At 51.2% G+C, this 26,490-nt stretch carries 25 protein-coding genes and 1 rRNA gene; 19 read left to right on the forward strand and 7 right to left on the reverse strand.

From position 1 onward, the window contains the following. The 5 genes from KQJ19_RS15040 to csrD all read right to left on the reverse strand — a co-directional run. Window positions 1-202 (reverse strand): Maf family protein (locus tag KQJ19_RS15040; RefSeq protein ID WP_216403814.1); only part of this gene is annotated, 202 nt, incomplete at its 3' end. A gap of 7 nt (window positions 203-209) precedes the next feature. Continuing rightward, window positions 210-698: a rod shape-determining protein MreD gene (gene mreD / locus KQJ19_RS15045; protein ID WP_047499764.1), complete on the reverse strand. Its 489-nt coding sequence runs from the start codon at window positions 696-698 to the stop codon at window positions 210-212. Beyond that, window positions 699-1,721 (reverse strand): rod shape-determining protein MreC, encoded by a 1,023-nt coding sequence (gene mreC, locus KQJ19_RS15050; protein WP_047499766.1) that lies wholly within the window; start codon window positions 1,719-1,721, stop codon window positions 699-701. A gap of 64 nt (window positions 1,722-1,785) precedes the next feature. Continuing rightward, the gene (mreB, locus tag KQJ19_RS15055) at window positions 1,786-2,829 is read right to left on the reverse strand and encodes a rod shape-determining protein MreB (protein WP_000913396.1); all 1,044 of its coding nucleotides are present in this window, start codon (window positions 2,827-2,829) and stop codon (window positions 1,786-1,788) included. Window positions 2,830-3,135: 306 nt separating this feature from the next. Further along, a complete protein-coding gene (gene csrD / locus KQJ19_RS15060) occupies window positions 3,136-5,076 on the reverse strand; it encodes an RNase E specificity factor CsrD (RefSeq protein ID WP_141875714.1) in 1,941 nt (646 codons plus the stop codon). A gap of 225 nt (window positions 5,077-5,301) precedes the next feature. Between csrD and KQJ19_RS15065 the strand changes: the two genes are divergently transcribed. The 12 genes from KQJ19_RS15065 (at window position 5,302) to KQJ19_RS15120 (ending at window position 15,776) form a co-directional block, all read left to right on the forward strand. Next, entirely contained in the window at window positions 5,302-6,276 is a 975-nt protein-coding gene (locus tag KQJ19_RS15065; protein WP_216403815.1) for an MDR family oxidoreductase, read from the forward strand. A 119-nt stretch (window positions 6,277-6,395) separates the two neighbouring features. After that, on the forward strand, window positions 6,396-7,400 hold the full coding sequence (gene msrP, locus KQJ19_RS15070; RefSeq protein ID WP_016157591.1) for a protein-methionine-sulfoxide reductase catalytic subunit MsrP: 1,005 nt from the start codon (window positions 6,396-6,398) through the stop codon (window positions 7,398-7,400). Then, complete coding sequence (msrQ, locus tag KQJ19_RS15075) at window positions 7,401-8,000, forward strand: protein-methionine-sulfoxide reductase heme-binding subunit MsrQ (RefSeq protein ID WP_016157592.1); 600 nt, start codon at window positions 7,401-7,403, stop codon at window positions 7,998-8,000. A 392-nt stretch (window positions 8,001-8,392) separates the two neighbouring features. Further along, window positions 8,393-8,863, forward strand: coding sequence for an acetyl-CoA carboxylase biotin carboxyl carrier protein (accB, locus tag KQJ19_RS15080; protein WP_003025210.1), 471 nt, complete (start codon window positions 8,393-8,395; stop codon window positions 8,861-8,863). A 10-nt stretch (window positions 8,864-8,873) separates the two neighbouring features. Continuing rightward, entirely contained in the window at window positions 8,874-10,223 is a 1,350-nt protein-coding gene (gene accC / locus KQJ19_RS15085; protein WP_141875716.1) for an acetyl-CoA carboxylase biotin carboxylase subunit, read from the forward strand. A gap of 107 nt (window positions 10,224-10,330) precedes the next feature. Then, window positions 10,331-10,573: a YhdT family protein gene (locus KQJ19_RS15090; RefSeq protein WP_016154721.1), complete on the forward strand. Its 243-nt coding sequence runs from the start codon at window positions 10,331-10,333 to the stop codon at window positions 10,571-10,573. Then, window positions 10,563-12,014, forward strand: coding sequence for a sodium/pantothenate symporter (panF, locus tag KQJ19_RS15095; RefSeq protein ID WP_103767056.1), 1,452 nt, complete (start codon window positions 10,563-10,565; stop codon window positions 12,012-12,014). The genes KQJ19_RS15090 and panF overlap by 11 nt, the downstream gene beginning before the upstream one ends. A gap of 12 nt (window positions 12,015-12,026) precedes the next feature. Next, window positions 12,027-12,908 (forward strand): 50S ribosomal protein L11 methyltransferase, encoded by an 882-nt coding sequence (gene prmA, locus KQJ19_RS15100; RefSeq protein WP_016154723.1) that lies wholly within the window; start codon window positions 12,027-12,029, stop codon window positions 12,906-12,908. Window positions 12,909-13,268: 360 nt separating this feature from the next. Further along, on the forward strand, window positions 13,269-14,234 hold the full coding sequence (gene dusB / locus KQJ19_RS15105; protein ID WP_003025224.1) for a tRNA dihydrouridine synthase DusB: 966 nt from the start codon (window positions 13,269-13,271) through the stop codon (window positions 14,232-14,234). Between the two features lie 25 nt (window positions 14,235-14,259). After that, window positions 14,260-14,556, forward strand: coding sequence for a DNA-binding transcriptional regulator Fis (gene fis, locus KQJ19_RS15110; RefSeq protein ID WP_000462905.1), 297 nt, complete (start codon window positions 14,260-14,262; stop codon window positions 14,554-14,556). 88 nt (window positions 14,557-14,644) lie between these two features. Next, window positions 14,645-15,529 carry an adenine-specific DNA-methyltransferase gene (yhdJ, locus tag KQJ19_RS15115; protein ID WP_216403816.1) on the forward strand — a complete coding sequence of 295 codons (885 nt, stop codon included), beginning with the start codon at window positions 14,645-14,647 and terminating at the stop codon, window positions 15,527-15,529. An 82-nt stretch (window positions 15,530-15,611) separates the two neighbouring features. Then, the gene (locus KQJ19_RS15120; RefSeq protein ID WP_049283192.1) at window positions 15,612-15,776 is read left to right on the forward strand and encodes a DUF2556 family protein; all 165 of its coding nucleotides are present in this window, start codon (window positions 15,612-15,614) and stop codon (window positions 15,774-15,776) included. A gap of 46 nt (window positions 15,777-15,822) precedes the next feature. Here KQJ19_RS15120 and envR read toward each other — a convergent pair whose 3' ends face one another. Continuing rightward, the gene (gene envR / locus KQJ19_RS15125; RefSeq protein ID WP_047359095.1) at window positions 15,823-16,479 is read right to left on the reverse strand and encodes an acrEF/envCD operon transcriptional regulator; all 657 of its coding nucleotides are present in this window, start codon (window positions 16,477-16,479) and stop codon (window positions 15,823-15,825) included. A 413-nt stretch (window positions 16,480-16,892) separates the two neighbouring features. On the opposite strand from envR, the gene KQJ19_RS15130 reads away from it, so the two are divergent. The 7 genes from KQJ19_RS15130 (at window position 16,893) to KQJ19_RS15160 (ending at window position 26,291) form a co-directional block, all read left to right on the forward strand. Continuing rightward, on the forward strand, window positions 16,893-18,056 hold the full coding sequence (locus tag KQJ19_RS15130) for an efflux RND transporter periplasmic adaptor subunit (protein ID WP_103767055.1): 1,164 nt from the start codon (window positions 16,893-16,895) through the stop codon (window positions 18,054-18,056). A gap of 11 nt (window positions 18,057-18,067) precedes the next feature. Further along, entirely contained in the window at window positions 18,068-21,181 is a 3,114-nt protein-coding gene (locus KQJ19_RS15135; RefSeq protein WP_047499797.1) for an efflux RND transporter permease subunit, read from the forward strand. 272 nt (window positions 21,182-21,453) lie between these two features. After that, window positions 21,454-21,675 (forward strand): lipoprotein, encoded by a 222-nt coding sequence (locus KQJ19_RS15140; RefSeq protein ID WP_003025292.1) that lies wholly within the window; start codon window positions 21,454-21,456, stop codon window positions 21,673-21,675. 460 nt (window positions 21,676-22,135) lie between these two features. After that, window positions 22,136-23,161, forward strand: a complete 1,026-nt coding sequence (locus KQJ19_RS15145) for an amino acid ABC transporter substrate-binding protein (RefSeq protein WP_003025295.1) — start codon at window positions 22,136-22,138, stop codon at window positions 23,159-23,161. Window positions 23,162-23,230: 69 nt separating this feature from the next. Beyond that, window positions 23,231-24,412: an amino acid ABC transporter permease gene (locus KQJ19_RS15150; protein ID WP_200047092.1), complete on the forward strand. Its 1,182-nt coding sequence runs from the start codon at window positions 23,231-23,233 to the stop codon at window positions 24,410-24,412. A gap of 9 nt (window positions 24,413-24,421) precedes the next feature. Then, window positions 24,422-25,525, forward strand: a complete 1,104-nt coding sequence (locus KQJ19_RS15155; RefSeq protein ID WP_016154731.1) for an amino acid ABC transporter permease — start codon at window positions 24,422-24,424, stop codon at window positions 25,523-25,525. A 7-nt stretch (window positions 25,526-25,532) separates the two neighbouring features. Next, window positions 25,533-26,291, forward strand: coding sequence for an amino acid ABC transporter ATP-binding protein (locus KQJ19_RS15160; protein WP_016154732.1), 759 nt, complete (start codon window positions 25,533-25,535; stop codon window positions 26,289-26,291). Window positions 26,292-26,375: 84 nt separating this feature from the next. Here KQJ19_RS15160 and rrf read toward each other — a convergent pair. Then, window positions 26,376-26,490, reverse strand: a 5S ribosomal RNA gene (rrf, locus tag KQJ19_RS15165).

Below are 26,490 nucleotides of genomic sequence, written 5' to 3' on the forward strand. Positions count from 1 at the left end.
CCAATACAGGCAAATCACGCTGCGCCAGCGCCACGCCAGCCTGCGCTTTTTCGCGTGCCAGACGCGAAACATACTGCTGTGCGCTCTCCTGCGGGTGTCGCTGTTCTTCAATCCCAGGCACCAGCCGTTCAAAGGTAACACCAAGCTGAGCGAGCAGCTCCTGACGACGTGGAGAACCTGAAGCAAGATACAGAGTATTCATATCAACCTTATTGCACCGCAAACTGCTGACGGACTTTACGCATCAGTAAGAATAGCCATGGCCAAAGCACACCATTCACTACACTACTCCAGAACACTTCGGGTCTGAAAGAGACATTGATCACTAAAAACTCGGCCCAGAAAACAATAATATCCACGACCAGTGATAACAACATGACCACCAGCGCCTGTTGCCAGAGCGCGAGGTTACGGAATAGCTGGAATTTCAGCGCGACCAGATAAGCAATGATACTCATCGACAATGCGCGCACGCCAAGCGTGGAGCCGCTGATGAGATCCAGTATGGCACCCACCACAAACCCCGTGCCCACATTTACGCGATGCGGCAGCGCCAGGATCCAGTACAACAAGATGAGCAGTACCCAGTTTGGCCGGAAAACCAGAATATCGTCCGGCCAGGGCATGATTTGCAGCAACAGTGCAATAAGGAACGAGAGCCAAATCACCCAACGTCCCTGGCTACGATAGCTTGCCACTTACTGTCCTCCCGGCTTACGCGGAGCAGGTTGTGGCGGCGTGGTGTCCGCAGGCGCTGGAGTCACGCCTGTTGCGGGAGCTGGCACTGGCGCAGGCGGCCCCATGGCATCTGGTGCAGGCAGAACTTGCGGCATCATTTGCATCAGACGTTCATTGGCAACGCGGTGCACTTCCTCTGGCGTCATCGGATTTGCGCCGTTACGATCGGCGCCCCACAACAGCAGCAGATAACGCAGACGCTGCAGACCCGCGGTCGGGCGTGCCTGAATCACGGTATAAGCGCGCTGAGTGTCCAGCTTAACGGAAGAAACAACACCAACCGGATAGCCTTCAGGGAAACGTCCCCCCAGACCCGAGGTAACCAGCACATCGCCAACGCGAATGTCGGTGTTGGCCGGCAGGTGTTCGAGCTGAAGATCGTCGGTGCAGCCGTTACCGGCAGCGATCACGCGGATATCGTTACGCAGTACCTGAATGGGCAGAGCATGCGTCGCATCGCAAATCAGCAGCACGCGGCTGGTCAGTTTAGCCACCGCTACGACCTGACCCACAACGCCTTTGTCGCTAATAACCGGCTGACCTTCGTAGACCCCGTTAACGCTCCCTTTGTCGATCACCACCTGATCGCTGTAAGGGTCATTAACCGTTGAGATGACCTGCGTCACCATCTTTTGTTCGTCCTGACGCAGCGGCGATCCCAGCAGCTCACGCAAACGCGCGTTCTCCTGTTTATATTGCCCCAGCATCAGCAGCTCGCTGTTTTTCAGCAGCAGTTCCTGACGCAACGCCCGATTTTCAAGTTCGAGTTGGTCACGCGAAGCCAGCGTTTGCGAAACGCCGTCGAGTAATTCACGAGGACCATTTGAGATAAAGTAGAAAGGACTGACGGCGGTATCCATGTACGTTCGGATTTGACTAAACGTACCCAGGCGGCTGTCGGCAATAATAACGCCGAGCGCCACCAGCACCGCCAGAATAAGGCGAATCTGTAGCGACGGGCCACGGCTAAAAATTGGCTTCATAGTCTATGCGTATTCTCGTATCAGAGCGGAAGGGCAACCCGCGGGCTACCCTACCTGCATCCGATTACTCTTCGCTGAACAGGTCGCCGCCGTGCATATCGATCATTTCCAGCGCCTTGCCGCCACCGCGCGCCACGCAGGTCAGCGGATCTTCAGCAACAACAACTGGAATACCGGTTTCTTCCATTAACAGACGGTCAAGGTTACGCAGCAGAGCACCGCCACCGGTCAGTACCATGCCGCGCTCGGAGATGTCAGACGCCAGTTCTGGCGGACACTGTTCCAGTGCAACCATCACCGCGCTCACGATACCGGTCAGCGGTTCCTGCAGGGCTTCCAGAATCTCGTTGGAGTTCAGGGTAAAGCCGCGTGGAACACCTTCTGCCAGGTTACGGCCGCGAACTTCGATCTCGCGCACTTCGTCGCCCGGATAAGCGGAACCGATTTCGTGTTTAATACGTTCTGCGGTGGCTTCACCGATCAGAGAACCGTAGTTACGACGAACATAATTAATGATGGCTTCGTCGAAGCGGTCACCGCCAATACGTACAGAAGAGGAGTAAACCACGCCGTTCAGGGAGATAACGGCAACTTCAGTTGTACCACCACCGATATCCACAACCATAGAACCGGTTGCTTCAGAAACTGGCAGACCCGCCCCGATCGCAGCCGCCATCGGCTCTTCGATCAGGAATACTTCACGGGCACCTGCGCCCTGGGCGGATTCACGGATCGCGCGGCGTTCAACCTGAGTTGCTCCAACCGGTACACATACCAGTACGCGCGGGCTTGGGCGCATGAAGCTATTGCTGTGCACTTGTTTGATAAAGTGCTGGAGCATTTTTTCAGTCACGAAGAAGTCAGCGATAACGCCGTCTTTCATTGGGCGAATGGCGGCGATATTGCCCGGTGTACGACCCAGCATCTGCTTCGCGTCATGGCCCACTGCGGCTACGCTTTTTGGCGAGCCGGCACGATCCTGACGAATGGCCACAACAGAAGGCTCATTCAATACGATGCCTTGTCCTTTTACATAAATAAGGGTATTCGCGGTACCCAGGTCAATGGACAGGTCATTGGAAAACATGCCACGAAATTTTTTCAACATACTAAGGGATAATCCTGAAAGCTGGGGCGGAAAACAAAATCCGCTTACTTTACCAACCACACGCAGCAGCGACAAGGCGCAAAAATCATCTGCTACGGTGAAAATTAGTGCAGTTCGTTTCCTTTGTTACAAAATCGGCCTGAGTCCATCAGGGCTGAATAAATCAGCAGCACTCCTCGCTTTTGTTTGCAACCTGTCAAAGGTCATTCACCTGCATGTTTGCTGTTACAACCTGGCGAGCAGACAAGCACACCCCCAGAAGGCACAGCGCGCGTTATTCTACGTGAAAACGAATTAAACGGCAGGTTAAACCGAGTATCTTTGCGAATATTTTTTCACGTTAGTGTCAAGTGGCTGTGATGCGGCAAAAAAATCCCCTTGCCCACCCGCAACTCCGCGTTCCATCAGCGTATGCCACTCGCTACGCGAACGAACGCCCGTGGCGTAAACCTGCGTTGGTGTTCCAGAACAAGCCTCCACCAGGCTTTGCACCAGGAGCTGGTTTTCGGTTCGCTTATCAATATTCCTCACCAGGCTTGGATGCAGCTTCAATAACTCAACGTTAAGCTCTTTGATCCAACTGGTGCTCACCAGCGTTAAACCCGCCTGCGTAACGGCAATTCGCACACCCAGCGCATTCATCAATCTGATGACGGGCTGTAACCGGCTGATGTGTTGACAGACATCTGCCTCTGCAAGTTCAATAATTATGCGTTTGCGTAATGATTTTTCGCACTGCATCAGCGTATCACGTAGCCAGCGCTGAAAACGTGGGCGAATTAGCGATTCAACCGTTGTCTGCATCGCCAGGTTTTCCTGCGGCCAATAGCCCAACAGTAAGATCAGACGGCTGATTTGCAGACGGTCATATTCTTCTGCCAGGCCAAACTGCAGGACCATCGGCATATATTCCGCCGAAATAACCTCTTCGCTGCCATCAAAAATACGGCACATCAGCTCCCGGTGGTGCACCCGTCCTTCACGGGTTACCGCAGGCTTTTGATAAATTCTTGGTCCACCCCGGCTGAGCATCTGTTCGATCAGCGTTCGCCAGCGTACGTTACCCCGACCTTTTTCCGGTAGTGAGTCATCATAGACCGACCAACTGTTCCCACCCTGCAATACCGAGTTCCGCGTGGCGGCTTCGGCGTGATCCATCACTTGTTCCGTCGACTGACCGCTGCGGCAAACACAAATGCCAATATGAACCATATCGGCACGGTCGATCATTTTATTAGCCGGAAGCGCATCTACCGCTTTTAATAATTGCCCGGCAATACTTTCCGCCTCTTTCAGCGTGCGGTGTGGCAACAGGATGGCAAAATCGCTACGGTGGTAGCGCGCCAGCAACGCGCCCGGATAGCGCGTCATAAAAGTCGACAACAAATTGATTAACGTTGAAATTTGTTCTTCCGCAAGGGTAATTCCCCAGCTATCGCGCAGCAGCGTAAAGTCCGGCAGGCGTACCATCATCACGACGCCATGCGATCCCACTTTTTCCTGATCTTCCAGCAGCGTTGCCAGTTGGTTATCAAAGAACAGGCGGTTGCTTAGCCCGGTTTTTGTATCCTGCGCCACATAGGAACGAATCAGCGTATCCAGTCGGCTACGTTGCTCGCGGGCACTTTGAATTTCGGTCAGCAGCATATCGAGCGCGCTACTGGTACGCGCAGGCCATTCATAAACAGTCCCCCGCACGTTCGGTCCACGTTCGCCGTTAAGAATGCGCGTTGAACGAATCTCCAGCAACTCTTGACCTGAAAGCTGACGCTGAAGCCAGCGCACAGACAAAAAGAGCATCAGTATAATGAAAGCAATCGCCAACGTGAGCGGCGCGGTAGTCATCAGCGAATGGAAATAGTTGCCCATGGGATCCTGATAAACCAGACGCAGCGACATGCCCGGGTGTTTGACCAACGGGACGGTGACATCACGATACAGATTGTTCGTCCCCGCCGGGCGGTAGCTGCTGGTTCGGGAGTGGTCATACACCACGTGTTCGCCCTGTAGCAGTTCGACGCGCACGATATCAACCGAAACCATCAGTTCATCGATTTGCGGGGTTAGCGCAACGACATCGCGGGAGACAAGGTGCGTATCAATCGCCGTCGCCACCGCCTGAACACGGGTGGTGAACTTATATTGAATCGCGTTATAGAAACTCAGCGAGCAGCCGATCAGAGTTACGAAGATCGTTAACCCTGTAAGCAGCGTCACAAAAGCTGAAAATTTCGTCGTTAATCGCATCCTTGTGTTAACTCCGACAGTTATGAAACAGGCATGAAAGTGATAAAGCGGCGCGAAAATGCAAAACTGAACGCAAAATCCGTCCATTTATACAAACAGTGTGGGCATACTACCAAATTAGGTATATCTGGCAATTTATTGCGCGGAATCGGCATCATGTTTTGATTAGCGAGTATAGTCTTCATTAATAATTTTCCAATCCACTATACGAATTGAGGACAGGTTATGCAGGCTTTGATCTTAGAACAGCAGGACGGAAAAACCCTCGCATCCGTTCAACCCCTCGACGAAAATCAGCTACCGGAAGGCGATGTGACGGTGGATGTCCACTGGTCAAGCCTGAACTATAAAGACGCCCTGGCTATCACCGGCAAGGGTAAAATCATTCGTAATTTTCCGATGATTCCTGGTATCGATTTCGCCGGTACCGTGCGCGCAAGCGAAGATCCCCGTTTTCATGCAGGTCAGGAAGTTTTACTGACCGGCTGGGGCGTGGGTGAAAATCATTGGGGTGGACTGGCCGAACGCGCACGCGTGAAAGGCGACTGGCTGGTTGCGCTGCCACAAGGGCTGGACGGACGTAAAGCCATGGTCATCGGTACCGCTGGCTTTACCGCCATGCTGTGCGTCATGGCGCTTGAAGATGCAGGTATTCGCCCGCAAGACGGTGAGATTGTCGTCACCGGCGCCAGCGGCGGCGTGGGCAGCGCGGCCGTGGCGCTACTGCATAAGCTGGGTTATCAGGTTGCGGCGGTTTCGGGTCGCGAAAGCACTCACGACTACCTGAAGAGCCTGGGCGCTAACCGTATCCTTAGCCGCGATGAATTTGCTGAATCTCGCCCGTTGGAAAAACAGCTGTGGGCTGGTGCGGTTGATACCGTTGGCGACAAAGTTCTGGCAAAAGTCCTGGCACAGATGAACTACGGTGGCTGCGTTGCCGCCTGCGGCCTGGCTGGCGGTTTCGCTCTGCCGACGACGGTGATGCCATTCATTCTGCGTAACGTTCGTTTGCAAGGGGTGGACTCGGTGATGACCCCGCCGGCACGCCGGGCAGAAGCCTGGGCGCGTCTGGTTAAGGATCTACCGGACTCTTTCTATGCTCAGGCCGCCACGGAGATTACGCTGGCGGATGCGCCGAAGTTTGCCGATGCCATCATCAATAACCAGGTGCAAGGTCGTACGCTGGTGAAGGTGAAGTAACAAGCTCTGGCGCAGAAATTTACACTTAATTAACGAAATTTCGCGGCATATCTACAGACTCCCTGCCATATTAACTACGCGTCCCCTGTCAGTTATGACGCGTAAGCCGGGAGTCTGTTATGAAGAAATTACGTCCATTTACAGAAGCCGACGTCACTGACGAGTCGGCTTTTTTTATGCAACGCCGCCAGGTACTGAAAGCATTAGGAATCAGCGCCGCCGCGTTGTCTTTCCCCCTCTCTGCGCAGGCTGACCTTCTTAGCTGGTTTAAGGGGAATGACCGCCCGCCCGCGCCCGCGGGTAAGCCGCTTGATTTCAGTAAACCCGCCGCCTGGCAAAATTCGCTTCCTTTAACGCCGGCGGATAAAGTTTCTGGCTACAACAACTTCTATGAGTTCGGTCTCGATAAAGCGGATCCGGCAGCCAATGCTGGCAGTCTGAAAACCGATCCGTGGACGTTAAAAATCAGTGGTGAGGTGGCAAAACCACTCACCCTCGATCACGATGCGCTGACCGCCCGTTTCCCACTGGAAGAACGGATTTACCGGATGCGCTGTGTGGAAGCCTGGTCAATGGTCGTGCCGTGGATTGGTTTTCCGTTACATAAACTGCTGGCGCAGGTTGAACCCACCAGCAACGCAAAATATGTCGCCTTCGAAACGATCTACGCGCCGGATGAGATGCCAGGACAAAAAGATCGCTTTATTGGCGGCGGGCTGAAGTATCCCTATGTTGAAGGACTGCGTCTGGATGAAGCTATGCATCCACTCACTCTGCTTACCGTGGGGGTTTATGGAAAAGCTCTTCCCCCACAAAATGGCGCGCCCATTCGCTTAATTGTGCCGTGGAAATACGGATTTAAAGGCATTAAGTCGATCGTGAGTATTAAACTAACCCGCGAACGCCCCCCGACAACCTGGAATCTGGCCGCCCCCAATGAATATGGATTTTATGCCAACGTGAATCCGCATGTCGATCACCCGCGCTGGTCCCAGGCCACTGAGCGTTTTATTGGCGCAGGCGGTATTCTGGACGTTCAGCGCCAACCCACGCTGCTGTTTAACGGTTACGCCGACGAGGTCGCTTCGCTGTACCGTGGTCTTAACCTGCAGGAGAATTTTTGAGTGCGCCTGACTGCAAAGCACATTACCGGGCTGAAAGTTTGCCTGCACCTTGCCGGCTTTTTACCGTTTGTCTGGCTATTTTGGGCGGTGAATCACGGTGGTCTGAGCGCAGACCCGGTCAAAGATATCCAGCACTTTACCGGTAGGACAGCTCTGAAATTCTTGCTGGCGACCTTGCTGGTCTCTCCCCTCGCGCGCTACGCTAAACAGCCATTATTGATACGCACACGGCGCCTGTTAGGGCTATGGTGTTTCGCCTGGGCAACGTTGCATTTAACCAGCTACGCACTCCTGGAACTGGGCATTCATAATCTGGCGCTGTTAGGACGGGAATTAATCACGCGACCTTATTTGATGCTGGGCATTGCCAGTTGGGGCATATTATTCGCCCTCACGTTAACCTCCACCCAGTCGGCTCAGCGAAAACTGGGCAAAAATTGGCAGTATTTGCACAACTTCGTCTATCTTGTGGCGATCCTGGCACCCATACATTATCTGTGGTCGGTAAAAATTATCTCCCCTCAACCGATTATTTATGCAGCACTCGCTGTGGTGTTGTTAGCCTGCCGTTACAAGAAGTTTCGCCAGTGGTGGCGGTAGTTTCACGTTATGTGCAGTGCGTTACAAAATGTGGACGATCCGATTTTCTTTACATGTTAACGGTTGATTATCTTCCCTGATAAGACCAGTATTTAGCTGCCAATTGCTACGAAATAGTTATAATGTGCGACTTTGCTATCCCCGGTAGCGTTTTTAGAGCGCTGAAAGGGTGACATTCGCATGTTGAAGGTATATTTTGTCTTTTACCCGAAAATGGCAGAAGATAGCCGCACAATGACTAACAAGTCTGGCAATCTCACTTAATGGCAACCGCACCCAGTGCAATGCCTGAGATGCGTGGCATCTTGTCACTCACTGTTATAAAAATGCTATACAGACGGCGGTAAAACGCTTGTCACAATCTCACTAAACAAAGAGTACGGAACCCACTCATGGATATTCGTAAGATTAAAAAACTGATCGAGCTGGTTGAAGAATCAGGCATCTCCGAACTGGAAATTTCTGAAGGCGAAGAGTCTGTACGCATCAGCCGTGCGGCGCCAGCTGCAAGTTTTCCAATGATGCAACAGGCTTATGCTGCACCAGTGATGCAGCAGCCAGCTCTGTCTAACGCTGTCGCACAAACTGCCTCTCCAAGTATGGAAGCTCCGGCAGCAGCGGAAATCAGTGGTCACATCGTACGCTCCCCAATGGTTGGTACGTTCTACCGCACCCCGAGCCCAGATGCGAAAGCGTTCATCGAAATCGGCCAGAAAGTGAATGCGGGCGATACCCTGTGCATCGTTGAAGCCATGAAAATGATGAACCAGATCGAAGCCGACAAATCCGGCGTAGTGAAAGCGATTCTGGTAGAAAGCGGTCAACCGGTAGAATTTGACGAGCCGCTGGTCGTCATCGAATAACGAGGCGAACATGTTGGATAAAATTGTTATCGCCAACCGCGGTGAGATCGCCCTGCGTATTCTGCGTGCCTGTAAAGAGCTGGGCATCAAGACTGTCGCTGTGCATTCAAGCGCGGATCGCGATTTAAAACACGTATTGCTGGCGGATGAGACGGTCTGTATTGGCCCGGCTCCGTCCGTAAAAAGCTATCTGAACATCCCGGCTATCATTAGCGCTGCTGAAATCACCGGCGCAGTGGCAATTCACCCGGGCTATGGCTTCCTCTCTGAGAATGCCAACTTTGCTGAACAGGTAGAACGTTCCGGCTTTATCTTCATCGGCCCGAAAGCCGACACCATCCGCCTGATGGGCGATAAAGTGTCCGCAATTACCGCGATGAAAAAAGCTGGCGTACCGACAGTCCCAGGCTCTGACGGCCCTCTGGGCGACGACATGGACGCTAACCGCGCTCATGCTAAACGCATCGGTTATCCAGTTATTATCAAAGCCTCCGGCGGCGGCGGCGGTCGCGGTATGCGCGTCGTGCGCAGCGATGCCGAACTGGCGCAATCCATCTCCATGACCAAAGCGGAAGCGAAAGCGGCTTTCAACAACGACATGGTTTACATGGAGAAGTACCTGGAAAACCCACGCCACATCGAAATTCAGGTGCTGGCGGACGGTCAGGGTAACGCGATTTATCTGGCAGAACGTGACTGCTCCATGCAGCGTCGTCACCAGAAAGTCGTCGAAGAAGCACCAGCACCGGGCATTACTCCGGAACTGCGTCGCTACATCGGCGAGCGTTGCGCCAAAGCGTGCGTTGATATCGGCTATCGCGGGGCAGGTACTTTCGAGTTCCTGTTCGAAAACGGCGAGTTCTACTTCATTGAAATGAACACCCGTATTCAGGTTGAACACCCGGTAACCGAAATGATCACCGGCGTTGACCTGATCAAAGAGCAGCTGCGCATCGCTGCGGGACAACCGCTGTCCATCAAGCAGGATGAAGTTGTGGTTAAAGGCCATGCGGTAGAATGCCGTATCAACGCCGAAGACCCGAACACCTTCCTGCCAAGCCCGGGTAAAATCACGCGTTTCCACGCGCCGGGTGGCTTTGGTGTGCGCTGGGAGTCTCATATTTACGCAGGCTACACCGTACCTCCGTACTATGACTCAATGATCGGTAAGCTGATCTGCTATGGCGAAAACCGCGACGTAGCAATCGCCCGTATGAAAAACGCATTGCAGGAACTGATCATCGACGGTATCAAAACCAACGTTGAGCTACAGATCCGCATCATGAATGACGAGCATTTCCAGCACGGTGGAACCAATATCCACTATCTGGAGAAAAAACTCGGACTTCAGGAAAAGTAAGCGTGCGTTAACTGAAAAGGCCGGAAATTCCGGCCTTTTGTTTTTCTCCCCTCCCGCACGTGCCATAAGGTACAATCCCCGCTTTCTTTATCCACAAGGGACAAAAAATGGACGCTCGTTTTGTTCAGGCCCATAAAGAGGCGCGCTGGGCGCTGTGGCTGACCCTTTTATATCTTGCTACATGGTTAGTGGCCGCTTACTTACCAGATTCCACGCTCGGTTTTACCGGCTTACCACACTGGTTCGAAATGGCCTGCCTGCTAACGCCGCTGGTTTTCATCGTGCTGTGCTGGGCGATGGTGAAGTTTATCTATCGCGACATTCCGTTGGAGGATGACGATGCAGCTTGAAGTTATTTTGCCGCTGGTCGCCTATCTGTTGGTGGTCTTCGGTCTTTCCGTTTACGCCATGCGTAAGAGATCGACCGGCACTTTCCTGAATGAATATTTCCTCGGCAGCCGCTCGATGGGCGGGGTCGTATTAGCCATGACGCTAACGGCAACCTACATTAGCGCCAGTTCGTTTATTGGCGGTCCTGGCGCCGCTTACAAATACGGGCTGGGATGGGTGCTGCTGGCGATGATCCAGTTGCCCGCCGTTTGGCTTTCTTTGGGGATTCTTGGTAAGAAATTCGCGATTCTGGCGCGCCGTTATAATGCCGTTACCCTCAACGATATGCTGTTTGCCCGCTACCAGAGTCGCCTGCTTGTGTGGCTGGCAAGCCTTAGCCTGCTGGTCGCGTTTGTCGGTGCAATGACCGTACAGTTTATTGGCGGCGCACGTTTGCTTGAAACCGCTGCGGGTATACCTTACGAAACCGGTCTGCTTATTTTTGGCGTCAGTATCGCATTGTATACGGCGTTCGGCGGTTTTCGCGCCAGCGTACTGAACGACACCATGCAGGGTTTGGTGATGCTGATTGGTACTATTGTTCTGCTGGTCGGCGTCGTTCATGCTGCCGGTGGCCTCAGCAATGCGGTGGTAACCCTGCAAACTATCGACCCTAAACTGGTCTCGCCGCAAGGCGCGGATGACATTCTGTCACCCACGTTCATGACCTCATTCTGGGTACTGGTGTGCTTTGGCGTAATTGGGCTGCCGCATACAGCAGTACGCTGCATCTCTTATAAAGACAGCAAAGCTGTACACCGCGGCATTATCATTGGCACCATCGTAGTGGCGATCCTGATGTTTGGTATGCATCTGGCGGGTGCGTTGGGGCGTGCGGTGATCCCTGATCTGACAGTGCCGGATCTGGTTATCCCTACGCTGATGGTCAAAGTGTTGCCGCCGGTAGCTGCTGGGATCTTCCTCGCGGCCCCCATGGCCGCGATCATGTCGACGATCAATGCCCAATTGCTGCAAAGTTCCGCTACGATCATTAAGGATCTGTACCTGAACCTGCGTCCGGAACAGCTGAAAAACGAAACCCGGCTGAAGCGCATGTCGGCAGTGATTACCCTGTTGCTCGGCGCGTTACTGCTACTGGCGGCCTGGAAACCACCAGAAATGATTATCTGGCTTAATCTGCTGGCGTTTGGCGGGCTGGAAGCCGTCTTCCTGTGGCCGCTGGTACTGGGCCTGTACTGGGAGCGGGCAAACGCGGCGGGCGCTTTGAGCGCGATGATTATCGGCGGCGTTCTTTATGCCGTACTCGCTACATTTAACATTCAGTACCTGGGTTTCCACCCGATTGTGCCCTCGTTACTGATAAGCTTGCTGGCTTTCCTGATCGGCAACCGTTTCGGTTCTGCCGTCCCGCAAGCCGCCATATTGACTACTGATAAATAAAAGAGTTTTGCCATGCCATGGATCCAACTGAAACTGAACACGACCGGTGCCAACGCTGAAGAGTTGAGCGATGCGCTGATGGAAGCGGGCTCCGTTTCCATTACTTTCCAGGACACGCATGATACGCCGGTATTTGAGCCTCTGCCGGGCGAGACTCGCCTGTGGGGAGATACCGACGTTATCGGCTTGTTCGATGCAGAAACCGACATGAAAGAAGTGGTTGCCATCCTGGAGCAGCATCCGCTGCTGGGTGCAGGCTTCGCGCATAAAATCGAACAGCTCGAAGACAAAGACTGGGAACGCGAATGGATGGATAACTTCCACCCGATGCGCTTTGGTGAACGTTTGTGGATTTGCCCAAGCTGGCGCGATGTCCCGGATGAGAATGCCGTCAACGTGATGCTGGACCCGGGTCTGGCGTTTGGTACCGGCACTCACCCCACCACCTCCCTATGCCTGCAATGGCTGGACGGTCTCGATCTTAACGGCAAAACGGTTATCGACTTCGGCTGCGGCTCCGGCATTCTTGCCATTGCGGCACTGAAGCTGGGTGCGGCAAAAGCCATCGGCGTAGACATCGATCCGCAAGCAATTCAGGCCAGCCGTGATAACGCCCAGCGTAATGGCGTTTCTGAGCGTCTGGAGCTTTATCTGCCGAAAGACCAGCCAGAGGCGATGAAAGCCGACGTGGTGGTCGCAAACATCCTCGCAGGCCCATTACGTGAACTGGCACCGTTAATCAGCGTACTGCCCGTTGAGGGCGGTTTACTGGGGCTTTCTGGCATTCTTGCCAGCCAGGCGGAAAGCGTCTGTGAGGCCTATGCCGAACTCTTTACACTCGATCCGGTTATCGAGAAAGAAGAGTGGTGCCGCATTACCGGTCAGAAAAAATAATCCCTTCTCGTTACCGTTGGTAACGCAATAATCGCTCTTTTTTTCGCAAAAGGATTTGCGGAAATGAGAGCGAGATCGCATTACAAAGCCACTATTTGCTCACAAAAACAGCTTTTTATCCTGATAACCTGAGGCTGGCCGTAATAAAAAAAGAGAAGTTTTCGGAATTTATAAACGGATGAAAAATTAGCGCAACCACGTATCAAACTGATTATTAAAGATTTTAATTTGAAACTGTGTACTTAACCAGCAATTCATTGATCCACCTCAGTGGATTGGTCAAAGTTTGGCCTTTCATCTCGTGCGAAAAATGCGTAATATACGCCGCCTTGCAGTCACAGTATGGTCATTTCTTAACTCATGCGCATCGGACAATACCAGCTCAGAAATCGCCTGATCGCAGCACCTATGGCTGGCATCACTGACAGACCATTCAGGACGCTGTGCTATGAGATGGGAGCAGGATTGACGGTATCCGAGATGATGTCTTCTAACCCGCAGGTTTGGGAAAGTGACAAGTCTCGTTTACGGATGGTGCACGTTGATGAGCCAGGAATTCGCACGGTGCAAATTGCCGGTAGCGACCCTGTTGAGATGGCCGATGCCGCACGTATTAACGTGGAAAGCGGCGCCCAGATTATTGATATCAATATGGGGTGTCCGGCTAAAAAAGTGAATCGCAAGCTCGCAGGTTCAGCCCTCTTGCAGTACCCGGATCTAGTGAAATCAATACTAACCGAGGTCGTCAATGCAGTGGACGTTCCTGTCACACTCAAGATTCGCACCGGCTGGGCTCCGGAACACCGTAACTGCGTAGAGATTGCCCAACTGGCTGAAGACTGTGGCATTCAGGCTCTGACCATTCATGGACGCACCCGCGCCTGTTTGTTCAATGGAGATGCTGAGTACGACAGTATTCGGGCAGTTAAGCAGAAAGTTTCCATTCCGATTATCGCGAATGGCGACATTACTGACCCGCATAAAGCCAGAGCTGTACTCGACTATACGGGGGCGGATGCCCTGATGATAGGACGTGCAGCTCAGGGAAGACCCTGGATCTTTCGGGAAATCCAGCATTATCTGGACACTGGGGAGCTGCTGCCCCCGCTGCCTCTGGCAGAGGTGAAGCGCTTGCTTTGTGCGCACGTTCGGGAACTGCACGACTTTTATGGTCAGGCAAAAGGGTACCGAATTGCGCGTAAACACGTATCCTGGTATCTCCAGGAACACGCTCCGGATGACCAGTTTCGGCGCACATTCAACGCCATTGAAGATTCCAGCGAACAGCTGGCGGCGTTGGAGGCATACTTCGAAAATTTTGCGTAAACAGAAATAAAGAGCTGACAGAACTATGTTCGAACAACGCGTAAATTCTGACGTACTGACCGTTTCTACCGTTAACTCTCAGGATCAGGTAACTCAAAAGCCCCTGCGTGACTCGGTTAAACAGGCACTGAAGAACTATTTTGCTCAATTGAATGGTCAGGATGTTAACGATCTCTATGAGCTGGTACTGGCTGAAGTAGAACAGCCCCTGTTGGACATGGTGATGCAATACACCCGCGGTAACCAGACCCGTGCTGCCCTGATGATGGGCATCAACCGTGGTACGCTGCGTAAAAAACTGAAAAAATACGGCATGAACTGATACTAATCAGCGAAATGTTTGTTTTAAAAGGCGCTACTCGGCATGGGGAAGCGCCTTTTTTATTAACGTCACACGGGAGGCTTTGGCGATGAACGCAAGATGTGAACCTGTCTATTTTGGCGATGAATCTAAAAAGATAATCCTGGGTGATGCACTGACCGAACTGAAAAAGCTGCCGTCTGAAAGCGTCGATCTCATTTTCGCCGACCCACCTTATAACATCGGTAAAGACTTTGACGGGATGGTGGAATCCTGGGACGAAGAGGCCTTTTTGGCATGGCTGTTTGAGTGCATTGACGAGTGCCATCGCATTCTCAAATCACACGGCACCATGTACATCATGAACAGTACGGAGAACATGCCGTACATCGATCTCAAATGCCGCCAGCTCTTTACCATCAAGAGCCGTATCGTGTGGTCATACGATAGCTCCGGGGTGCAGGCCAAAAATTACTTTGGTTCGATGTATGAACCGCTTCTGATGATGGTAAAAGATCAGAAAAACTACACGTTTAATCGTGATGATATTTTGGTTGAAGCCAAAACGGGCGCTAAACGTGCACTGATAGACTACAGAAAGAACCCGCCCCAACCTTACAACCAGAAAAAAGTACCAGGCAATGTCTGGAAGTTTCCACGCGTTCGTTATCTGATGGACGAATACGAAAATCACCCCACTCAAAAACCCAAAGCCCTCCTTGAACGCATCATTCTGGCTTCCTCCAGTCCAGATGACAGCGTGCTGGATCCGTTTGCCGGTAGCTTCACGACCGGTGCCACTGCCGTGGAATTAGGTCGCAAGTTTGTCGGGATTGAAATCAATGCCGAGTACGTAAAAATGGGGCTCAGAAGAATGAGCATTGGTTCGCATTTTTCAGAGAATGAACTTGCAAAGGTGAAAAAGCGGAAGACAAAAAATCTGTCTAAAAAGAGTCGATTAACAGCAAAGAGCGGCGATCTTTCAGCAAAGTAAAGGCATTGTAAGTCTGCTTTTCAGCTTGCAGATTTCGTGTATATTCCCTGCACGCTTGGGCATGAATACACAGGGTTTGGTAATGATTCGCAAGTATTGGTGGCTGGTTGTTTTTGCGGTCTTCGTTTTTCTCTTTGATGCGCTGCTCATTCAGTGGATAGAGCTGGTGACAACGGAGCACGATAAGTGCCGGAATATGAATTCAGTGAACCCCCTCAAGCTGGTCAACTGCGTCGACCTCGAATAGCACGACGAAAAATACATCGACAGCCGTCAGGCCCTGGCGGCTAAAACTATCCTGGCTGATTTTCACTCTGCATTAATTGCATTACACAGCCGTCTGGGCTTAACATTTTTAATACGTTATCAACTAATACTGGCGCTTGCCCATACAAATCATAACTCACTGGATTCATTAACCAGTTTTTTATTATTCCGCTAAAGCTACCGTGCAGAATAATGATGATGACATCTAAATCCAGACTGGTGGCAATCAGATTTTCATCCACGCACTTTTGCAGTGAATCACGAATACTTTGATGACTGAGACCTATTTTATCGCGAATGGTCTGTTCTGATATCATATCGTTATGAAATTCACATTTATGATATAAAATTTGCATTAATGCCTGCTGGCGAGGATTCTGTGCAATATATTGCAATCCCACCACAAACTTTTCACGCAGTCGCTGTAAAGGATTATCACCCCAACGACCAATAAGCTTATCCTGAATAAGATCGCGTAATGAAGGTTGTTGTAACCATAGCGCATTGAACAATTGCGTCTTATTTTCAAAATGCCAATAGAGCGCCCCCCGCGTCACGCTGGCGGCATCCGCAATGTCGTTTAACGTCGTATTGCTAACACCACGCACGGCAAACTGCATAATCGCTGTTTCTATCAGGTGCTGTCGTGTTTTGAGGGCATCAGCTTTCGTTTTTCTGGCCATGGTTTCGACTGTCTGAGGTAAGGTAGAGAATGATTAACTTTCTTATGTAATATTTGCTAAACGGAACAAATGTATCACTTAGCGTTTATTTAGACGAGTTCTAAAACAGTTAATTATGGACATTGCACACGAATAAACAAAACAAATAACAACCACCAATATATTCACCAACCAAATACTTATTTCAATATGTGTTTATGCGCATCATAGCATTACTATTAAAACCATAATGAAACAACCGAAGATTAATCCTTTTTTGTTTTTACGTGCCGTGTATCGCGCCCATAAATAAGTATTGCTTACATCGCAAGCTAATAATTTGTAGGATAGCCAACCATTATTTTCACTTGTGCGCGTTATCGCCTCTGCGTTACCCGGTTAATAACGAGCGTTCGGTTTTTTAAGGAATAGAAATGACGAAAAATGCCAGGTTTTCACTCCTGCCCTCATTCATCATCATGTCCGCTGTATTACTCGCCGGTTGTAACGATCAGGGAGAAACACAAGCTCACCCCGCAGAGCCGCAGGTGACTGTCCATGTCGTCGAAAAGGCGCCTTTAGCCGTGACGACCGAATTACCAGGGCGCACAACAGCATTTCGTATTGCTGAAGTCCGTCCTCAGGTCAGCGGGATTGTACTTAAACGGAATTTCACCGAGGGAAGCGATGTTGAAGCCGGTCAGTCGCTTTATCAGATCGATCCCGCGACTTACCAGGCCGACTACGACAGCGCCAAAGGCGAACTGGCAAAGAGTGAAGCGGCAGCAGCTATCGCACATTTAACGGTAAAACGTTATGTCCCGCTGGTTGGCACTAAGTACATCAGCCAGCAAGAGTACGATCAGGCCATTGCTGATGCTCGCCAGGCCAATGCCTCCGTTATCGCGGCAAAAGCGGCGGTCGAAAGCGCTCGTATCAACCTGGCCTACACCAAAGTGACATCGCCCATTAGCGGACGTATCGGTAAATCTAACGTCACCGAAGGCGCATTAGTCACGAATGGCCAGGCAACTGAGCTTGCTACCGTGCAACAACTTGATCCTATTTACGTCGACGTAACACAGTCCAGTAATGACTTTATGCGCCTCAAACAGTCCGTTGAGCAAGGGAGCCTGCATAAAGACAGCGCCAGCAGTACCGTCGAACTGGTGATGGAAAATGGTCAGTCGTACCCGCTGAAAGGTGCGTTGCAGTTCTCTGATGTCACCGTTGATGAAAGTACCGGATCCATCACCCTCAGGGCCGTATTCCCTAACCCACAGCACACGCTGCTGCCGGGCATGTTTGTGCGTGCTCGTATTGATGAAGGCGTCCAGCCGAATGCCATTCTCGTTCCCCAACAAGGGGTAACGCGTACGCCACGCGGCGATGCAACGGTGATGGTTGTCAATGACAAGAGTCAGGTCGAGGCTCGCACCGTCGTTGCTACACAGGCGATAGGTGATAAGTGGTTAATCAGCGAGGGCTTACAGCCTGGCGATAAGGTTATCGTCAGCGGATTGCAGAAAGCGCGTCCCGGCGTAAAGGTTAAAGCAACCACCGATACCGAAACTCCAGCCGCAAAAACTGCGCAATAAGGTAACCGGACATGGCTAACTTTTTTATCAATCGCCCTATTTTTGCCTGGGTTCTGGCCATCATTCTGATGATGGCAGGGGCTCTGGCAATCATGCAACTGCCCGTTGCACAGTATCCGACCATTGCACCTCCTGCGGTCGCTATTTCTGCCACCTACCCAGGTGCGGATGCGCAGACAGTACAAGACACGGTTACGCAGGTTATCGAACAGAATATGAACGGTATCGATAACCTGATGTATATGTCCTCCACCAGCGATTCCTCCGGGAGCGTCACCATTACTCTGACTTTCGAGTCGGGTACTGACCCGGATATCGCACAGGTCCAGGTGCAAAACAAATTACAGTTAGCGATGCCCTTACTGCCTCAGGAAGTACAGCAGCAGGGAATCAGCGTCGAGAAATCCAGCAGCGGTTTCCTGATGGTGGCGGGTTTTGTCTCCGATAATAACAATCTGACGCAGGATGATATTTCCGACTATGTGGCGTCTAACGTTAAAGACGCAATAAGCCGAACAGCCGGTGTCGGCGATGTCCAGATGTTTGGTGCACAGTACGCAATGCGCATCTGGCTCGACAGCAATGCAATGAACAAATATCAGTTGACTCCGCTGGACGTTATCAATCAACTGAGAACGCAAAATAATCAGATTGCCGCAGGACAACTGGGAGGCGCGCCATCCGTCCAGGGTCAACAACTTAATGCCTCCATTATTGCTCAGACACGCCTGAAAACGCCGGAAGAGTTTGGCCGCATAACGCTGAAGGTGGGCCAGGATGGCTCAATGGTTCACCTCAGAGATGTAGCCCGCATCGAACTCGGCGGCGAAAACTATAACATGGTGACGAAAATTAATGGTCAGCCCGCAACAGGTCTGGGCATTAAGCTGGCGACCGGTGCAAACGCGCTGGATACTGCCGCAGGCGTCAAAGCAAAGCTGGCTGAGTTACAACCTTTCTTCCCGCAAGGTTTGCAAGTGGTTTACCCCTATGACACTACACCATTTGTAAAAATCTCGATTAACGAGGTGGTGAAAACGCTGTTTGAAGCCATCATCCTCGTCTTCCTGGTGATGTACCTGTTCCTGCAAAATCTGCGCGCCACGCTGATTCCAACTATCGCAGTGCCTGTCGTGCTGTTGGGAACATTCGCGATCCTCGCAGCATTCGGATTCTCCATCAACACGCTAACGATGTTCGGAATGGTGCTGGCCATCGGCCTGCTGGTCGATGACGCCATCGTGGTAGTAGAAAACGTCGAACGCGTCATGGCGGAAGAGAAACTGCCGCCCAAAGAGGCGACGCAGAAATCCATGGTCCAGATCCAGGGCGCACTGGTCGGGATCGCGATGGTGCTCTCGGCGGTATTTATCCCCATGGCGTTCTTTGGCGGCTCGACCGGCGCCATTTACCGCCAGTTCTCTCTGACCATTGTTTCAGCGATGGCGCTTTCTGTTCTGGTCGCCCTCATTCTTACGCCAGCGCTTTGCGCAACGCTGCTAAAACCCGTTTCCGCCGGACATGTTGAAAAGAAAGGCGGTTTTTTCGGATGGTTTAACGCCCTGTTCGATAAAAGCGTCGGGCATTACAGCAATAGTATCAGCGGTATTCTGCGCAAAACCGGACGCTACTTGTTGCTATATGTTCTTATCGTCGGCGGAATGGCTGTTCTGTTTTTACGCCTCCCTACCTCCTTCTTGCCCGAAGAGGATCAGGGGGTCTTTATGACAATGGTGCAACTTCCTGCTGGTGCGACACAGACGCGCACACAGCAGGTGCTGGATCAGATTCAGAATTACTACCTGAACCAGGAAAAAGCGAACGTAAAATCGGTGTTCACCGTTAATGGCTTCAGCTTTAGCGGCCAGGGACAGAACTCCGGTATCGTCTTTATTAGCCTCAAACCATGGGAAGAGCGTTCGGGCGATGAAAACGGCGTGACGGCTATCGTCGAACGTGCGACCAGGGCGTTCAGCCAGATTAAAGATGGACTGGTGTTCCCGTTCAACATGCCTGCCATTCTTGAACTGGGTACCGCGACCGGCTTTGATTTTCAGTTAATTGATCAGGCTAACCTCGGTCATACAGAACTGACGAAAGCCAGGAACCAGTTGCTGGGTATGGTGAGAGAACATCCAGATTTGCTGGTGCGCGTGCGCCCTAACGGTCTGGAAGATACCCCGCAATTTAAGCTGGATATTGATCAGGAAAAAGCCCAGGCGTTAGGCGTAAGTCTGTCGGATATAAACCAAACGATTTCCACGGCCCTTGGCGGCACCTATGTGAACGATTTTATCGATCATGGCCGAGTGAAAAAGGTATACGTTCAGGCTGACGCGCCGTTCCGTATGTTACCCAACGACATCAACAATCTCTACGTACGTAGTGGGAATGGTGAAATGGTGCCATTCTCTGCGTTCAGTTCGTCGCATTGGATTTATGGTTCACCCCGCCTGGAGCGTTACAACGGTATGCCATCAATGGAAATACTGGGAGAGGCCGCGCCGGGTCGAAGCACCGGTGAAGCCATGGCGCTCATGGAAAACCTGGCAGCACAGCTGCCAACCGGTATCGGCTATGACTGGACGGGGATGTCATATCAGGAACGGCTCTCCGGCAATCAGGCACCTGCGTTATACGCTATTTCGTTAATCGTCGTCTTCCTGTGTCTCGCCGCATTGTATGAGAGCTGGTCTATTCCATTTTCAGTCATGTTGGTTGTACCGCTTGGCGTGGTCGGTGCGCTTCTGGCGGCGTCTATACGCGGTCTGAATAACGACGTTTACTTCCAGGTAGGTCTGCTGACTACCATCGGTCTTTCCGCCAAAAACGCTATCCTTATCGTGGAGTTTGCCAAAGACCTGATGGATAAAGAAGGTAAAGGGTTGATTGAAGCCACACTGGAGGCGTCACGCATGCGTCTTCGTCCAATCCTGATGACATCCCTGGCGTTTATTCTGGGGGTTATGCCTCTGGTTATCAGCCGCGGAGCAGGTAGCGGGGCGCAGAATGCGGTCGGAACAGGCGTAATGGGAGGCATGCTGACCGCGACATTGTTGGCAATCTTCTTCGTCCCCGTCTTCTTCGTTGTCGTCAGACGGCGTTTTAGTCGGCGCAACAATTAATTTGTAAAATTAAGGCGTCTTCGGACGCCTTTTTCACCTAAGATGGCCCTCTTTATTTATTAATAAGATAGCCATTTATTTCTAATAAACCCTTCCTGAAAAACTCGCCAGTCACCTTTCTTTTTATCCATTATTTTTACAATCCACATGAATTGAGATTATTCCTCATGTCAGTCTTTTTTTAAGAAGTGGTAAAATAGTCGCCGAGTTCGCAGATGGCTTAGCGTTTGTCTTTGCTCAATTAGCGAAACGCTTATTTTTGAGGTAACACCATGAAAAGATTAATATCCGTTGCATTGCTTACCGCATTCCTGGCCGGCTGTGCACACGATTCTCCTTGCGTACCTGTATACGACGATCAGGGACGCCTGGTTCATACCAATACCTGTATGAAAGGCACCACGCAGGATAACTGGGAAACAGCCGGTGCCATCGCCGGTGGCGCAGCAGCCGTTGCCGGGCTGACACTTGGGATAGTCGCCCTGACCAAATAAATCTTCTTAAAAGCGCGGTGGGTACCGCGCTTTTTGCAATAAGAATTAAATCTTCATATAAGACAAAACGTTGGTATATAGCACTCAACGTATAATAAAATTATTATAGATTTTCCTCACATATCCACGATTTGAAATTAGCATTTTTTCAGTTCTTCGTAACAGCGCGCTTTCTTTTCATTATTCTCACGTCATCAATATTAACGTACGAAATCGTTATCACGCGTCCGGTTTGATTTTTAAATTTTTTGCGCCGAAATGTGGCTTACGTTTCAATTTTGCACCACTTCAGGGCGCTGCATTTATTTTTTCCTGTCTACACTCTGGATATTGCGTCGAATAATCGTGCGCAAAAACCTGGCACTACCTTTGCTTAAAAGAGTATGGCCATAGCCACAGACAGGTAAAAGACGTTTTCAGAACGTTTCCATAACAATAATTCCTCCACACAGGATGCTCTATGAAAAAGATGATAATAGCCAGCCTGGCAGCGGCCGGCGTGCTGCTTGCGGTTGCAAATCAGGCACATGCCGGCGCAACTCTTGATGCCGTAAAGAAAAAAGGTTTTGTGCAGTGTGGGATCAGTGACGGGTTGCCTGGCTTTTCTTATGCCGATGCAAGCGGTAAGTTCTCAGGTATTGATGTCGACGTATGTCGTGGCGTTGCCTCCGCCGTATTTGGCGATGATAGCAAAGTAAAATATACCCCGCTCACCGCCAAGGAACGCTTTACCGCACTACAATCAGGTGAAGTCGACATGCTCTCTCGTAATACCACCTGGACCTCCTCTCGTGACGCAGGAATGGGAATGTCTTTCACTGGCGTAACGTATTACGACGGCATTGGTTTTCTTACCCACAATAAAGCGGGTCTTAAGAGTGCTAAAGAGCTGGATGGCGCAACGGTTTGTATCCAGGCAGGAACAGATACCGAACTGAACGTGGCTGACTACTTTAAAGCCAACAACATGAAGTACACCCCTGTCACCTTTGACCGCTCGGATGAATCAGCTAAAGCTCTGGAATCTGGACGCTGCGACACGCTGGCTTCCGACCAGTCTCAGTTGTACGCCCTGCGAATCAAGCTGAGTAATCCTGCGGAGTGGATTGTCCTGCCAGAAGTTATTTCTAAAGAACCGCTGGGACCTGTTGTACGTCGTGGAGACGATGAGTGGTTCTCCATTGTTCGCTGGACGCTGTTCGCCATGCTGAATGCGGAAGAAATGGGCGTTAACTCGAAAAACGTCGATGAAAAAGCGGCTAATCCTGCAACGCCGGATATGGCACACCTGTTAGGCAAAGAAGGGGATTATGGCAAGGATCTGAAGCTTGATAACAAATGGGCTTACAACATTATCAAGCAGGTAGGTAACTACTCGGAGATCTTTGAGCGTAACGTGGGATCGGAAAGCCCACTGAAGATCAAACGTGGACAGAACAACCTCTGGAATAACGGTGGCATTCAATATGCGCCACCGGTGCGCTAATGCGTAGTGATGTAACGGGCGCCGCGACTGCGGCGCTCAGTCCAGAGCCATAGTTACCGAGGTTTTCTTATGTTCCATCGCCGCTCAATCGTAAAAGGATCGTTATCCTTTTCTAACCCTGCGGTCCGCGCCTGGTTATTTCAAATACTTGCCGTCATTGCAGTCATCAGCATTGCGGTCTATCTCATCCATAACACGATAAATAACCTGAATAATAGCGGTATTACCTCGGGATTCTCTTTTCTCGATCGCAGCGCCGGATTTGGTATTGTCCAGCATCTGATCGATTACGAGCAAGGCGATACGTATGGCCGTGTCTTTATCGTTGGCCTGCTCAATACGCTATTAGTTTCTGCACTGTGCATTGTTTTCGCATCAATTCTCGGTTTCTTTCTCGGACTGGCACGCCTGTCAGATAACTGGTTATTACGAAAGCTCTCGACGATCTACATCGAAACGTTCCGCAATATACCGCCGCTGCTGCAGATCTTCTTTTGGTATTTCGCCGTATTACGTAACCTGCCCGGCCCACGTCAGGCCGTTAACGCGCTGGACTTGATGTTTCTGAGTAACCGGGGACTCTATATTCCGGCACCGCAAATAGGAGAAGGATTTTTTGCCTTTTGCTGCGCTGTAATTATCACAATCGTCGTCGCTATCGGGCTATTTCGCTACAACAGAATGCACCAGACTAAAACCGGTCAGCTACGCCGGACCTGGCCCACGACTCTGGCGCTGATCGTGCTTTTACCGATGATCTCACAGTGGCTGTTTGGCGCAGCGCTTCACTGGGATATCCCCGCCCTTCGCGGTTTTAACTTCCGTGGCGGTATGGTGCTTATTCCCGAACTGGCTGCCCTGACGCTGGCGCTTTCAGTGTATACCTCGGCGTTTATAGCAGAAATTATTCGAGCGGGAATACAGGCCGTTCCTTATGGCCAACATGAAGCAGCACGCTCGCTGGGTCTGCCAAATCCGGTGACACTGCGCCAGGTGATCATCCCACAGGCGCTGCGCGTCATCATTCCCCCATTAACCAGCCAGTATCTGAATATCGTCAAAAACTCCTCACTTGCGGCTGCCATTGGCTATCCGGATATGGTTTCACTGTTTGCCGGCACGGTACTCAATCAAACAGGGCAAGCCATTGAAACTATTGCTATCACGATGTCGGTGTACCTGATCATCAGCCTGAGCATTTCTCTGTTGATGAATATTTATAACCGCCGTATTGCACTGATTGAGCGCTAAGGAGCCATGATGACAAAAGCACTGCTGTCTCACCCCTCGCGTCAGAACAGTAACCCGGCAAGCCGCAGTCTACTCTGGGTGCGTAAAAACCTGTTCTCCAGTTGGTCAAATAGCCTGCTCACGCTGCTGTGCATTTGGCTGATTTGGTCATTTCTTCCGCCACTGCTGAACTGGGTATTCTTTCAGGCCAACTGGGTCGGTTCAACCCGCGCAGACTGCACCAAAGCAGGGGCTTGCTGGGTGTTCATTCATGAACGCTTTGGGCAATTCATGTATGGACTTTATCCCCACGATCAGCGCTGGCGCGTAAATCTGGCCCTGATCATTGGCCTGGCCTCTATCGTCCCTATGTTCTGGAAATCTATTCCCCACCGTGGCCGCTATATCGCCGTCTGGGCCGTCGTTTATCCCGTGGTGGTCTGGTGGTTGATGTACGGTGGTTTTTTCGGACTTGAGCGCGTAGAAACCCGACAGTGGGGCGGATTAACACTGACACTTATCATTGCATCCGTGGGGATTGCGGGCGCGCTTCCGTGGGGTATTTTACTGGCGCTTGGACGTCGGTCTCATATGCCAGTCGTGCGGATTTTATCCGTCATTTTCATTGAGTTCTGGCGCGGTGTACCGTTGATTACCGTCCTTTTTATGTCCTCGGTCATGCTTCCTCTGTTTATGTCCGAAGGGACCAGTATCGACAAACTTATCCGGGCGCTGGTCGGCGTGATTCTTTTCCAGTCGGCGTATGTCGCAGAAGTGGTTCGCGGAGGGTTACAGGCCCTACCAAAAGGTCAGTATGAAGCCGCTGAATCACTGGCGTTAGGGTACTGGAAAACGCAAGGGCTGGTCATTCTTCCGCAAGCCCTCAAGCTGGTTATTCCGGGTCTGGTTAACACGATTATCGCCCTGTTTAAGGATACCAGTCTGGTCATCATCATCGGCCTGTTTGATCTCTTCAGTAGCGTGCAGCAGGCAACTGTGGACCCTGCATGGTTGGGTATGTCGACGGAAGGATATGTTTTCGCTGCACTGATTTACTGGATCTTCTGTTTTAGCATGTCGCGTTACAGCCAACATCTGGAAAAACGTTTTAACACCGGGCGTACACCGCACTGAGGAATTTATGAGCCAATTATTAATGCCGTCTACCGACGCGATGATTACGCTGGAAAACGTCAACAAATGGTACGGACAGTTTCACGTCCTGAAAAACATCAACCTGAAGGTAAAGCAGGGAGAACGCATCGTATTATGCGGACCTTCCGGTTCGGGTAAATCGACAACTATCCGCTGTATCAACCATCTGGAAGAGCATCAGCAAGGACGTATTGTGGTGGATGGGATCGAACTCAATGAAGATATCCGCAATATTGAGCGCGTCAGACAAGAAGTTGGCATGGTCTTTCAGCACTTTAATCTCTTTCCTCATTTGACGGTCCTGCAAAACTGCACGCTGGCACCGATCTGGGTGCAAAAGATGCCAAAAAAAGAGGCTGAAGCTCTGGCAATGCACTACCTTGAGCGAGTTCGCATTGCTGAACATGCGCATAAATATCCCGGGCAAATCTCTGGTGGGCAGCAACAGCGCGTAGCCATTGCACGCTCACTGTGCATGAAACCCAAAATCATGTTATTCGATGAACCCACATCAGCGTTGGATCCTGAAATGGTAAAAGAAGTGCTTGATACCATGATAGGTCTGGCACAATCAGGCATGACCATGCTGTGTGTTACCCATGAAATGGGCTTTGCCCGTACAGTGGCCGACCGGGTGATCTTTATGGATCTTGGCGAGATTGTTGAACAGGCAGCACCGGATGAGTTTTTTGCTCACCCCAAATCTGAACGCACTCGTGCGTTTTTGTCGCAGGTTATCCATTAAAGTCATGCGCCGGATACAACCCGGCGTTTAACAGATAAAACAAAAGGCCCAGTCTTTCGACTGGGCCTTTTGTTTTTATTTGATGTCTGGCAGTTCCCTACTCTCGCATGGGGAGACCCCACACTACCATCGGCGCTACGGCGTTTCACTTCTGAGTTCGGCATGGGGTCAGGTGGGACCACCGCGCTACAGCCGCCAG

The sequence above is a fragment of the Citrobacter sp. S46_ASV_140 genome (assembly GCF_018919545.1).
Classification (GTDB): Bacteria; Pseudomonadota; Gammaproteobacteria; order Enterobacterales; family Enterobacteriaceae; genus Citrobacter; species Citrobacter braakii.